Annotated in this window: 9 protein-coding genes and 1 pseudogene; 4 read left to right on the forward strand and 6 right to left on the reverse strand. The window is 43.7% G+C overall.

Features of this window, described 5'->3' with window-relative positions; genetic code table 11:
* Positions 1-87: 87 nt before the first annotated feature.
* From yidC to rpmH, 4 genes are read right to left on the reverse strand one after another with little or no spacing between them, the layout of a single operon-like run.
* The gene (gene yidC / locus FTU40_RS13660) at positions 88-1,851 is read right to left on the reverse strand and encodes a membrane protein insertase YidC (RefSeq protein WP_005173495.1); all 1,764 of its coding nucleotides are present in this window, start codon (positions 1,849-1,851) and stop codon (positions 88-90) included.
* 5 nt (positions 1,852-1,856) lie between these two features.
* On the reverse strand, positions 1,857-2,177 hold the full coding sequence (gene yidD / locus FTU40_RS13665; protein WP_180001639.1) for a membrane protein insertion efficiency factor YidD: 321 nt from the start codon (positions 2,175-2,177) through the stop codon (positions 1,857-1,859).
* A gap of 9 nt (positions 2,178-2,186) precedes the next feature.
* Positions 2,187-2,579, reverse strand: a complete 393-nt coding sequence (gene rnpA / locus FTU40_RS13670) for a ribonuclease P protein component (RefSeq protein WP_100355778.1) — start codon at positions 2,577-2,579, stop codon at positions 2,187-2,189.
* 29 nt (positions 2,580-2,608) lie between these two features.
* Complete coding sequence (gene rpmH / locus FTU40_RS13675; protein ID WP_000831329.1) at positions 2,609-2,743, reverse strand: 50S ribosomal protein L34; 135 nt, start codon at positions 2,741-2,743, stop codon at positions 2,609-2,611.
* Positions 2,744-3,404: 661 nt separating this feature from the next.
* On the opposite strand from rpmH, the gene dnaA reads away from it, so the two are divergent.
* The 4 genes from dnaA (at position 3,405) to gyrB (ending at position 9,677) form a co-directional block, all read left to right on the forward strand.
* Complete coding sequence (gene dnaA / locus FTU40_RS13680) at positions 3,405-4,781, forward strand: chromosomal replication initiator protein DnaA (protein ID WP_074383792.1); 1,377 nt, start codon at positions 3,405-3,407, stop codon at positions 4,779-4,781.
* A 108-nt stretch (positions 4,782-4,889) separates the two neighbouring features.
* Positions 4,890-6,038 carry a DNA polymerase III subunit beta gene (gene dnaN / locus FTU40_RS13685; RefSeq protein ID WP_005173508.1) on the forward strand — a complete coding sequence of 383 codons (1,149 nt, stop codon included), beginning with the start codon at positions 4,890-4,892 and terminating at the stop codon, positions 6,036-6,038.
* A gap of 28 nt (positions 6,039-6,066) precedes the next feature.
* Positions 6,067-7,149, forward strand: coding sequence for a DNA replication/repair protein RecF (gene recF / locus FTU40_RS13690; protein ID WP_180041219.1), 1,083 nt, complete (start codon positions 6,067-6,069; stop codon positions 7,147-7,149).
* Positions 7,150-7,205: 56 nt separating this feature from the next.
* A complete protein-coding gene (gene gyrB / locus FTU40_RS13695; RefSeq protein WP_180041221.1) occupies positions 7,206-9,677 on the forward strand; it encodes a DNA topoisomerase (ATP-hydrolyzing) subunit B in 2,472 nt (823 codons plus the stop codon).
* Positions 9,678-10,845: 1,168 nt separating this feature from the next.
* Here the strand turns inward: gyrB and FTU40_RS13700 are convergent.
* Both FTU40_RS13700 and FTU40_RS13705 read right to left on the reverse strand, forming a co-directional pair.
* A complete protein-coding gene (locus tag FTU40_RS13700) occupies positions 10,846-12,009 on the reverse strand; it encodes a zinc-dependent alcohol dehydrogenase (protein WP_005173519.1) in 1,164 nt (387 codons plus the stop codon).
* Positions 12,010-12,352: 343 nt separating this feature from the next.
* Positions 12,353-12,766, reverse strand: a pseudogene (locus FTU40_RS13705) (ABC transporter ATP-binding protein); the annotation flags it as partial.

Here is a 12,766-nt window from a genome sequence, read left to right on the forward strand (position 1 = left end):
TTCACCTAAAAAATCCAAAAGTTCAGCCAAAAAAAATCCGCCTAAGAGTATCATCTTAAGCGGATTTATTCAGCCCGTCATTACAACTTAGTTGACTGGCGTTGCTTCATCACGTTTGGCACGTTCTTTAGCAACAGACTTGTTAATCAAACCTTGTTGCAGGATGGTGATCAAGTTGTTCACAATCCAGTATAGAACCAAGCCCGCAGGGAAGAACAGCAAGAATACGGTAAAAATCACCGGCATAATCTTGAAGACTTTGGCTTGCATTGGATCAGTGGGTTGAGGATTTAAGGACTGTTGAATATACATCGTCAGACCCATTAACAATGGCAGGATAAACCATGGATCCATTGAGGATAAATCCTGAATCCAGAGCATCCATGGCGCATGACGCAGTTCAACCGATTCCATCAATACCCAGTACAAAGCCAGGAAGATTGGCATTTGTAATAACAGCGGTAAACAGCCTGCAAGCGGATTGACCTGTTCACGTTTATACAGTGCCATCATTTCCTGAGAGAAGCGCATACGGTCTTCACCAAACTCTTCTTTCATACGCTGCATTTCTGGAGCAATCACACGCATTTTCGCCATTGAGCGGTAGCTCTTCGACGACAATGGCCACAGAATCAGTTTCACCAGAATGGTCAATAGAATAATTGCCCAGCCCCAGTTACCCACTAAACCATGGAAGAATTCCAGACCCACGAACAAGAGCTTCGCAATTGGCCATAACCAGCCATAATCGACTGTTTGGTTTAAACCTGTGGCCAAATCCTTCAATTCTGACTGGATTTTTGGACCTGAATAGAAGGTCGCATCAATCTCGGCCACAGTACCTGCAGGCACATTAAAGGTTGGAGAAGTAAAACCAATAATGTTCATGTTATCGGTTGATTTACGTGATTCAAGCTTGGCGCTATACGCTTCACCATTACCCTGAGTCAACTTCAGATTACCAGGTACCCAAGCACTGACAAAGTAGTGCTGTACCATGGCAACCCAGCCACCTGTCGCTTCAGTACTGACTTTTTCTTCAACAAAGTTGTCAAATTTAAGCTTGTTGTACTGCTCGTCTGGCGTACCCCAGGCACCGCCCAGGAAAGTCCCTAACGTGAAAATACCCTGGTCTGATTTACCCGGATCTTCTGAATTATCACGTTTGATCTGGCCAAACATCTGACCTTGCCAGGTCTGAGCACTGCGGTTCACCACTTTGTGGTTCACAACAACCGGATATTCACCTTCAGTGAAATTGAAGGTTTTGATAATCTCGACACCATCCGCGGTTTTAAATACCAACGGTACAGACAAGACTTTAAGGTTTTCACCCTCTTTAGATTTGGTTGCTTTCGCGTCTGCCAAGGTATAAGCGGTTTTTTCCAGCTCATACGTCGGACGGCCGTTACGGCTGCTGTCCGGTCCATTTAGACCGATCAGACCAGACTGAGCGACATAAGTACGTTTCGCATCGCTTTCCAGCATCACGAACGGTTCATCGCTGTCCTTGTTTTTGTCATGATTGAGTAATTCAACACGAACAATATCACCACCTTTCGGATTGATCCAAAGATGATAAAGGTCAGTTTGTACTGAAATAAGCTGCTGACTTACAGGTGCTGTGGCATCCGTGGCTTGCTGCGCTGGCATATTCGCTTGTGGCAGATCAGAGGCAACAGTAGCCGTCTGAGCATTTGGCAAATCTGCAGATACGTCATGCGAAACAACAGCAGTTTCTGGCTGCGGTTTGGTTTCAGCATTTCCATAATCTTTTTGCCACGCCAAAATGAGCAAATATGCGACAACAAACATGGCTCCGAGAATTGCAATCCTGGCCCATTGTTGCATATGTATTACCCCAAGTGGTGAGAGTGATTTTGGTTCAATAAACGATCACGAAAGGGTACAGCAACGTGAAGCGTTTGAGAATCTATTTGCTGAAATGAAATAAAACGAATCGCTTTAGAGGGAACAGGATCATATCCCGAGCCCCCCCACGGATGACAACGGCAAATACGCTTAGTAGCCAGCCACACTCCACGTCCAGTCCCATGTATCTGGACTGCTTCCAAGGAATATTGAGAACAAGTTGGAATATAACGACAGCGCGGTCCCAATAAAGGACTGATCGCAATCTGATAGAAACGTATCAACCAATGTAGTAAACGTACCATTGGCCTACTCTACTTTTGTGGGGAGGGGGCTATTTTTGTATGCTTTTTGGCAAGACGGTTCAGTTTTTGCCAAGCAAATTGTAATTGCTGATGCAATTCTGCATTAGGCACTGCTTCCACACCTATTTTTGGCATGATTACAATGTCTAAGTCATCTAATTGCTGTTGATGCAGGCGAAAACTTTCGCGAGCAAGTCGTTTTACTCTATTTCGTTCGTGTGCTCGGCGCACTTTCTTCTTAGCAACAACTAAACCCAAACGGCTATTTGGCAGTTCGGAATGTTTTGCAAGAAATAAGAAATGGGGCTGATGCACTTTAAAAAGCGCACCATCAAACACACCTTTATAATCGGCGGCACAGCGTAATCGCAACTCTGTACCAAAACTATAAAGTTTTGTCATAACACCCAAAATCGTCTTAGCGTAACTGATTAAACAGTTAAGCTATGACGACCTTTTGCACGACGGCGAGCTAATACTTGACGACCAGCTTTAGTAGCCATACGAGCACGGAAACCATGAACACGCTTACGCTTTAATTCAGATGGTTGGAATGTACGTTTCATATTGAAACTCCAAAAAATGATCTTTCTATGAAGGTCCGCGATTTTAGTGCTCATTGCTTGAGCTGTCAATGCAAAAGCACTTTTCTTTTCAAATAAGCTTAAAAAAGATTTTTATACGAGTTTTCAAAAAAACTGTTGGTGAAATGACTAAATTATACTTAACCACAGATTAAATTATTGTTATACATAGATATATAACTTATAAACAACTCTATCAACAAAGTTATCCACAATCTATCCAGTGTTGAAAAGCAAGATTCTGTTTTTGAATTTAAATTCGTAATCTCTCGATTTATCCACAGAAAACTCAAAGCTTATTAAATAAATTCAAATTTATAAATTTAAGTTTATTATTATTAGGGAGCACTTTTTCTATGGATAAGCCACTTTTTATTTAACTAAACATATATTTATGTTGTGGATAAAACTGTTTCTAATAATTTTATACTTTGTGGATAACTTTGTGTTATATTTTATCCACAGCTTGCGGATAAACTTATCCACACCAGGTTTTAAATTTAAATTTATGCACGATGATGGCTTTTTGCACAGTTTCTGTAGAAATGATCATGACAGATGTGGATAACTTGGTTAGAATGGCGACCCGCTTTTGGTCGCGGTCATCTTTTTGAATGAACAATGGAATGAATAGGGGATTCACATGCTTTGGACGGACTGCTTAAATCGCCTGCGACAAGAGCTCTCTGGAAATGTCTTTACAATGTGGATTCGCCCATTGGTTGCAGAAGAGCTGGAAGATAGCTTGCGTTTGTATGCACCCAATCCTTACTGGACGCGTTACATTCAAGAGCATCATCTGGAACTGATTACGATTCTGGCCGAACAGCTGTCTGAAGGACGGGTACGCAAGGTCGAAATTTTGGTCGATTCACGTCCTGGTGCGATTTTATCGGCCAGTGAACAGCCAGCGACCACCACCGCGGCGTTGACTTCAACCCCAATGCCGGTACAAAAACCGAAAAAAGAAAAAGAAGATACGGTTAAAAATAGCCGTAGACGTCAGCTCAATCCGTTATTTACTTTCTCGCTGTTTGTCGAAGGCCGTTCTAACCAGATGGCAGCAGAAACCTGTCGCAAGGTACTGACCCAACTCGGTGCTTCACAGCATAATCCCTTATTTTTATATGGGCCGACCGGTCTGGGTAAAACTCACTTGATGCAGGCCGTGGGCAATGCACTGTTGCAGGCCAAGCCGAATGCACGGGTGATGTACATGACCGCGGAAAGCTTTGTACAAGATTTTGTTAGTTCTTTGCAGCAAGGCAAAGTGGAAGAATTTAAGAAAAATTGCCGTTCTCTGGATTTGTTACTGGTCGATGACATCCATTTACTGGCCGGTAAAGAAGCCAGCCTGGTAGAATTTTTCTACACCTTTAACGCACTTTTAGATGAATCTAAGCAGATTATTCTGACCTCGGACCGCTATCCAAAAGAACTGACTGAACTGGATCCACGTTTAGTTTCACGGTTTTCCTGGGGCTTGTCGGTTGGGGTTGAACCACCGGATATTGAAACCCGGATTGAAATTTTATTAAGAAAAGCCGAAAGCAATCAGGTGGATTTACCGCGTAACTGTGCCCTGTTTATTGCGCAGCAGGTGGTGGCTAACGTGCGTGAACTGGAAGGTGCGCTAAACAAAGTGGTGGCGATTTCACGTTTTAAAGGCACACCGATTGATCTGGATGTGGTGCGTGAATCCTTAAAAGATGTGCTGGCGATTCGTGCCCGCACCATCAGTACTGAAAATATTCAGCGTGTGGTCAGTGAATATTTCCGTATTCCCTTAAAAGAGATTGTCGGACCGAAACGCACCCGAATTTATGCCCGTCCACGTCAGCTGGCGATGGGTCTGGCACGTGAACTGACTGGCGACAGTTTTCCAGAAATTGGCATGGCTTTTGGTGGTCGTGATCACAGTACCGTGATGCATGCCTGCGAGAAAGTGCAGAGCCTGCGTGAGGAAGATCCAATCTTTAACGAAGACTATAAAAACCTGCAACGTCTGTTGCAAAGTTGACCTAAATCGCTCAAATTCTATTCTTGCTATGCGGCTGCTTTTGCCGCATAGTAAACCGTTAAAAATTCACTTTTTCTATATTAATCTTCAGCTTTAGAGGAATGCACCGTGCGTTTAAAAATCGCGAAAGAAAGCTTACTGAATGTTCTCTCACATGTCGTAGGAGCGGTTGAACGTCGCCATACCTTAAATATTTTATCTAACCTGAAAATTCAGGTGACTGCCCAGGCATTAACGGTGACCGGTTCCGACCTTGAGGTTGAACTGGTGGCCAGTACCGCACTGGCTGAAGGTGCATGTTTGCAGGCCGGGGAAACCACAGTTCCGGCGCGTAAGCTGATTGATATCTGTAAGTCACTTCCTTCAGCGGCATTGGTGGATTTGCATATTACTGAAGATCAGCGCTGCATTCTCAAATCAGGTAACAGCCGTTTTGTGCTGGGTACCTTGCCTGCTGATGATTATCCATTACTGAATACTGAAAACACCCAAGGTACGCAAGTAACTGTTACCCAGCGTGAGCTGAAGCGTTTATTCGAGAAAACTGCCTTTGCGATGGCGGTGCAGGATGTGCGTTTTTACCTGACCGGTACTTTGCTGGAAATTGATGCCAATCAGCTACGTGCTGTGACCACCGATGGCCACCGTCTGGCGCTTTGTGAAACTGCGGCTCAATCTACTGCGACCCAGCCGATTCAAGCGATTGTGCCACGTAAAGCTGTTGCGGAATTACAGCGTCTGCTCAGTGTTGAAGATGAGCAGTTATCTTTGCTGATTGGTCGTGAACTGCTGAATGTGACCATCAATATGCCAAGCCGTGATAAGGAACAGGCCGATATTACCGTGCGTTTCACCACCAAACTGATTGATGGTAAATTCCCGGATTATCGTCGTGTGATTCCACGTGGTGGCGACAAAATTGTGATGATTGCGCATGATGTGTTCAAGCAGTCTTTGCAGCGTGTCGCGATTTTAAGTAATGAAAAACTCCGTGGCGTGTTCCTGAATTTTAATGCCGATTCCCTGCAACTTCGCGCCAATAACCCGGAACAGGATGAAGCGATTGAAGACTTAGCCATTCAATATGCCGACTCACCGCTGGAGATGTCATTTAATGCGCAGTACTTGATTGAGGTGCTGGGTGTGCTGGATGGTGATGATGTCTCCATGACCATGACTGAAGCCAATCAGTCTGTGTTAGTACAAGACCCGGCACATACCGATCAAACTTATGTCGTCATGCCGATGCGTGTTTAAGTCGCGGCTATTGATACTCGTATAAGACATGCATATTACGCGTTTACATATTGAGCGTGTACGGAATTTAAAGACGGTTGCTCTCCACGGATTGCAGCCGTTTAATGTTTTTTATGGCCAAAATGGTTCAGGTAAAACCTCGATTTTAGAGGCGATTCATTTGCTGGCTGCCGGTCGTTCTTTCCGTACCCATATCCCGAAAAATTATATTCAGCATGGCGCACAGGACGCGATTGTGTTTGCACAGTCCGCGACCGAAAAAATCGGCATGCAAAAAATGGCCAGCGGGGAACAGCTGATTAAGGTCAATGGTGATCTAGTGGCAACGCAGGGCCAACTCGCCAAGCTATTGCCTTTGCAGCTGATTGACCCACAAAGCACCGATATTATTGATCATGGTGCCAAGCCACGACGTCAACTTTTAGACTGGTTGATGTTCCACGTGGAACCTGAGTTTTATCATGCCTGGCAATATTATTCGCGTGCCTTGAAGCAGCGCAATAGTTTGCTCAAAAGCAAACGTTTCTTGAGTCTGTCCGATCTGGAGCCTTGGAACCAGATGCTGAGCGAATATGGCGAGATTTTACATTCGCAGCGTGCGAGTATCGTGGAACAGTGGAAGTCCTTTTTTGAAGATGATCTGCAGCAGCTATTGCCTGATCTGCAGATCAGTCTGGAATACAGTCCGGGTTTTCATAGTGAAACCGGCCTGCTGAATGATCTGACCAATCAGCATGCAAAAGATCTGGAAAGACGTTATACAGAATACGGTCCACATCGCGCAGATTTGCGTCTGAAAACCCCTCTGGGGGATGCCGATGTGATCCTGTCACGCGGGCAAAAAAAGCTGCTGATGATGGCGTTAAAACTGTCACAAATCGCAATGCTGCATTCTTGTAATAAGGAAACTGTGGTATTATTAGATGATGTGACAGCAGAATTAGATTTAACCGCACAACAACGTTTAATTGAGCGATTGAGCCAACTTGGTAGTCAAGTTTTTATTACCACCTTAGACCATGAATCAGTACAAAAGCACTTACATGATTTGTCTATCTCATATCAGTTATTCAATGTTGAAAACGGTACAGTTCAGGTTGTTGTGCAATAGTATTTTTTTAGTTTTACCCATCTTGGGATAGACCTATTTTTCACTAGGGAGAAACCATGAGTTCAGAAGATCAAGCTGCTTCTCAAACAGAACAAACCATTGAAAAGGCTTATGATTCCTCTAGCATCAAGGTATTACGTGGTTTAGACGCAGTACGTAAGCGTCCGGGCATGTACATTGGTGACACAGACGATGGCACAGGCTTGCACCACATGGTGTTCGAAGTAGTCGATAACTCGATTGATGAAGCCTTGGCAGGCCACTGTGATGAAATTATAGTGACTATTCATGAAGATGAATCGGTTTCAGTTTCTGACAACGGTCGTGGTATTCCAACCGATATTCACCCTGAAGAAGGCGTGTCTGCGGCAGAGGTGATTTTGACCATTCTGCATGCCGGCGGTAAGTTTGATGACAACAGTTACAAGGTCTCAGGCGGTCTGCATGGCGTAGGTGTGTCTGTGGTCAACGCACTCTCTGAAAAACTACTGTTGAACATCAGTCGTGCAGGTAAAACCTATGAACAGGAATACTGTCATGGTGATCCTGTTTATAAATTACGTGAAACAGGGACAACCGAAACGTCAGGTACCACTGTACGTTTTTACCCAAGTGCTGAAACTTTTAGCCAAACCATATTCAATGTTGATATTCTGGCGCGTCGTTTGCGTGAACTATCGTTTCTGAACGCAGGTGTACGCATTGTACTTCGCGATGAGCGCGTCAACCTTGAAAATATCTATGACTATGAAGGTGGTTTATCTGAGTTCGTTAAATACATTAACGAAGGCAAAACGCATCTGAACGATATTTTCCATTTCACTACTGCACAGCTCGATACCGGCATTACGGTAGAAGTGGCATTACAGTGGAATGATTCTTATCAGGAAAACGTACGCTGCTTTACCAATAACATCCCGCAAAAGGATGGTGGTACACATTTGGCCGGTTTCCGTGCTGCACTGACCCGTGGTTTAAATAACTATATGGACAGCGAAAATATCCTGAAAAAGGAAAAAGTTGCAGTCTCGGGGGATGATGCCCGTGAAGGTTTAACCGCGATCGTCTCGGTGAAAGTGCCTGATCCAAAATTCTCTTCGCAGACCAAAGAAAAACTGGTGTCGAGTGAAGTAAAAACTGCGGTTGAGCAGGCCATGAACAAGGCATTTTCTGAATATCTTTTAGAAAATCCACAAGCAGCGAAATCGATTGCCGGCAAAATTATTGATGCCGCGCGTGCCCGTGATGCAGCGCGTAAAGCCCGTGAAATGACCCGTCGTAAGAGCGCGCTGGATATTGCCGGTCTTCCAGGTAAGCTGGCCGATTGTCAGGAAAAAGATCCAGCCTTGTCTGAATTGTATCTGGTCGAGGGTGATTCTGCAGGTGGTTCAGCTAAGCAAGGCCGTAACCGTAAAATGCAGGCGATTTTACCGCTGAAAGGTAAGATTCTGAACGTAGAGCGTGCGCGTTTCGACCGGATGATTTCCTCTGCGGAAGTCGGCACACTGATTACTGCACTTGGCTGTGGTATTGGTCGTGAAGAATATAACCCGGACAAATTGCGTTACCATAAAATCATTATCATGACCGATGCTGACGTCGATGGTTCGCACATTCGTACGCTGCTGTTGACTTTCTTCTTCCGTCAAATGCCGGAACTGGTCGAGCGTGGTCATATCTATATCGCCCAGCCACCACTCTACAAGCTGAAAAAAGGCAAGCAGGAACAGTACATCAAAGATAACGATGCACTGGAAACTTACCTGATTTCCAATGCCATTGACGAGCTAGAACTACATATCAGTGCTGAAGCACCTGCGATTCGTGGTGAAGCACTGGCAAGGGTGATTGCTGATTATCAAACCTCACAGAAGAGCTTGGCCCGTTTAACCCAGCGTTATCCGGCGAGCTTGCTCGATGCTTTGCTGTCGCTGGACGCCTTTAAACTCGATCAGCTTGAAGATAAAAGTTATGTCGAAACTTGGGGTGAAAATCTGCGTGCAGCGATTGAAGCCATTCAGCCGACGCTACGTCCAGAATTAACGCTGGAATCTTTTGAGAAAGAACTGGCAGATGGTCAGAAAACTCAAAGCTGGTTACCAAGAATCACCATCTATGTGCATAACCTGCCACATAGTTATCTATTAGACTCTGTGCTTTTAGGTTCAAGTGAATATGCACGTTTATTAAAGAATTCGAAGAGCTGGTTCAGTCTGCTTGAAGAAGGTGCTTATTTGCAAAAAGGTGATCGTAAGATTAACGTGAACAATTTTCATCAGGTTTGGCAGCATATTCTGTCTGACTCGCGTCGCGGCATGATGATCCAGCGTTATAAAGGTCTGGGTGAGATGAATGCGGAACAGTTGTGGGAAACCACCATGGATCCGGATAACCGTAACATGCTGCAAGTGACAGTCACCGATGCGATTGAAGCAGACCGCATGTTCTCTTGTCTGATGGGCGATGATGTGGAACCACGTCGTGCCTTCATTGAAGAAAATGCCTTGAATGCAGACATTGATACCTGATTAAGATGATTTTAAAAAGCGCCTTTCGAGGCGCTTTTTTGATGCAAAATTTATGCGAATATCATCTGAATTTTTTTGGAGGAATTCCAACCTAGAGCGTGCTTTTCTGCCAAATGATCAGCTGATTTTAGCTGCAAAAAAAAGTCGAATTAAGCGGTGGCTAATCGACCTAAAAAAATTATCCATAAGTAAGCAATATAAAGACAAGTATGAGATCTGGATGAATGCAATTTATCATGGTGGGGAAGTAATTGTGCCACTATAAATATGAAGATTTTAGCAGGGTTTAAAGGATAACTACCGATACTAGGATCAATTGTACATGTGCTGCAAAATAGCGTGTAGAAGCCATTGAAGCCAAAGTTGGTGTATGAAAAATACCCGTAGCGAAGGCCGAATTGAAGAGTGGAGAGCGATAGAGCTGGAAAATAATAAATACAAAATGATAAAGCTGGTTTTTTTAAATTCTATTATTTGAATGGCTTATTAAAATATACTGCCGTATCTCAAATAATATGTGAATAGGATTATTTTAAGGTCTGCTCTAAATATGATCAAATATGTGGATAACTACAAAGTTATCCCTAATTAATTATGTGAATAAGATTGTATTTATCCACAAACCAACTCCCTCTCTAGTTAATTTCTAGTTTTAAATTTAAAAATATTTGGCTTGTGGATAAGTGCTTTTGAATTTAAAATGGCGTTTTGAATTTAAAGTGCTATTTAGAGTTATATTTCCTCTGTTATATAACCCTGCAAAATCAATAGCTACTCGTCAGCATGCTTGAGCAGCTATTTTTATCGAAAACTACAAATACTTTTAAAATTAATTACTTATATATCTATTGTAGTTTTATTTAATAATGAGCGTGAAACATATTTTGATTGAAAAATAGAGGGTGTAGTTAAACTACATAATTAATTTAACAATCAAGTGAATTTTCATTTTTTAATTTAAAATCATCGTGTTATTGTTTTTATTCCTTCTTGAGGTTTGTATTTTCTGGCTGAGTGCTAAATCTCATTGTGACAATCATGCTATGCAGGATGTTTAGAAAAAACAGAAAAGGACATCAAAGTTTTGTGGATTGAAAATAGAAAAAATACAATTCATCAAATGCGGTAAAAAAAAGCGCCTGACGGCGCTTTTTGCTATCCAAGCTATTTAGGGTGTCAGGATAATCTTGCGGCAGTCTTCTTCACGTTTATCGAAAATGCGATAACCTTCAGCAGCATCTTCCAGTTTCATGCGATGGGTAATAATCAGGTCTGGCGAAAGATCACCATTTTCAATATGTTCCAGTAATTGTGGCAGGAACTTGTGCACATGGGTTTGTCCCATTTTAAAGGTCAGACCTTTGTCGAAGGCATCACCAAACAGGAAACCGTGAATTGGACCGGCATAAACCCCCGGCACACTGACCACACCGCCACGGCGCACCGCCGCAATACATTGTCTTAGCGCAGAACCACTCGAACCTTCCAGTTTTAGATTGGTCATTACCGTTTCCAGCATACTCCCTTTGGCCTCAAAACCCACCGCATCAATCACCGCATCGACACCACGATAACCTGCCGTATTTTGAATGATGAATTCGGCTGCATCCACGTCATCAAAATTGACCGGAATCGCCCCATAAGTTTGATGAGCAAAACGCAAGCGATAAGGATGGTGATCGACCATAAAGATCTGTTCGGCACCGAGCATACGTGCGCAGGCCGCAGCCAGTAGACCGACCGGCCCAGCTCCATAAATGGCGACACTGGAACCTCGGCCAATCTGGGCATTGGTCACAGCTTGCCAGGCTGTGGGTAAAATATCGGTCAGAAACAATACTTTTTCATCAGGCAGGGAACCGGGAACCTTAAACGGTCCGACATTGCCTTTGGGAATCCGCACATATTCGGCCTGACCGCCTGGTACACCGCCATACAGATGGCTATAACCAAATAGGGCGGCACCTGGTGGAATCTGTTTTTTATTGATAATCGCACCACGTCCGCTATTGGTATTTTCACAGGCAGCCATCAGCTCGTGTTCACAGAAAAAACAGTGGCCACATGCAATCACAAAGGGAATAATCACCCGATCGCCTTTTTTTACTGAAGTGACTTCAGGACCGACTTCTTCGACCACCCCCATAAATTCATGACCGAAAATATCACCCTGTTCAGTTGCGGGAATTTTCCCACGATAAAGATGCAGGTCTGAGCCACAGATAGCAGTAGCCGTTACTCTGAGAATGACATCATCTGCTTCCTGAATGACTGGATCAGGAACAGATTCAACTCGTACATCGCGAGTACCGTGATAAGTAAGAGCACGCATGCGGATTTCCTCTCTCTAGTTCAACATTAAACAGACTCGAATCAAGGCTGCCAAAAATTAAAAAACACTTGTATTAGAGCCTTAGGATGCAAGCTGACGCTGTAAATTAATGTATGAAAAAAGCCACTCCACTGTTTAAAAAATAAACTTATATGGCACTTGCGTAATTCACGACAAAATGTGTCGAGGTTTGAAGAAGAGATGCAGCACTCAAGAATAGCGAGGAACTACACGAAGATGAAAAGCAGGAGGAAAATATTAAAAATGGGTGGTTTTAATAAAAAAAAGAGATGAATAACGCTTGTTACTCATCTCTCAGATAATGGGGGGTGTTGAAATAGCGTTAGAAGGACTGCTCCAGACTTTCCAGTTCCATCATCAGTTCCAGCATCTGTTCCTCGGCTGTTTCCAGTTTGGCTTTCAGCTCGGTTTGCTCATTCATCAGTTTGAGCAAATCATTTTTACGTGAGGCTTCATATAAAGCACTGTCACCCAGTAAAGTTTCAATTTCAGCCAGTCGCGGCGTAACCTTTGAAATCTGTGTTTCACATTTTTCGATATTTTTACGAATCGGGCGGCTCAGTTCTCGTTGGCGTGCCGCTTCCTTACGCTGTGCTTCTTTGTCCAGTTTGGAAATGGTTGCTTTGACTTCGACCTGAGATTTCACCGGCTCGGCTGGCTTCTGCCCGTTTTTGATCATCTCAATGCGGGCCTGACGTAACCAGTCGGCATAAGCGGTCAGATCACCGTCAAATTC

It is taken from the genome of Acinetobacter sp. YH12100 (assembly GCF_013419135.1).
Lineage (GTDB): Bacteria > Pseudomonadota > Gammaproteobacteria > Pseudomonadales > Moraxellaceae > Acinetobacter > Acinetobacter pseudolwoffii.

Coding starts and splice junctions, on each gene's coding strand:
- yidC (WP_005173495.1), bottom strand. CDS start 1,851: ATGCAACAATGGGCCAGGATTGCAATTCTCGGAGCCATGTTTGTTGTC.
- yidD (WP_180001639.1), bottom strand. CDS start 2,177: ATGGTACGTTTACTACATTGGTTGATACGTTTCTATCAGATTGCGATC.
- rnpA (WP_100355778.1), bottom strand. CDS start 2,579: ATGACAAAACTTTATAGTTTTGGTACAGAGTTGCGATTACGCTGTGCC.
- rpmH (WP_000831329.1), bottom strand. CDS start 2,743: ATGAAACGTACATTCCAACCATCTGAATTAAAGCGTAAGCGTGTTCAT.
- dnaA (WP_074383792.1), top strand. CDS start 3,405: ATGCTTTGGACGGACTGCTTAAATCGCCTGCGACAAGAGCTCTCTGGA.
- recF (WP_180041219.1), top strand. CDS start 6,067: ATGCATATTACGCGTTTACATATTGAGCGTGTACGGAATTTAAAGACG.
- gyrB (WP_180041221.1), top strand. CDS start 7,206: ATGAGTTCAGAAGATCAAGCTGCTTCTCAAACAGAACAAACCATTGAA.
- FTU40_RS13700 (WP_005173519.1), bottom strand. CDS start 12,009: ATGCGTGCTCTTACTTATCACGGTACTCGCGATGTACGAGTTGAATCT.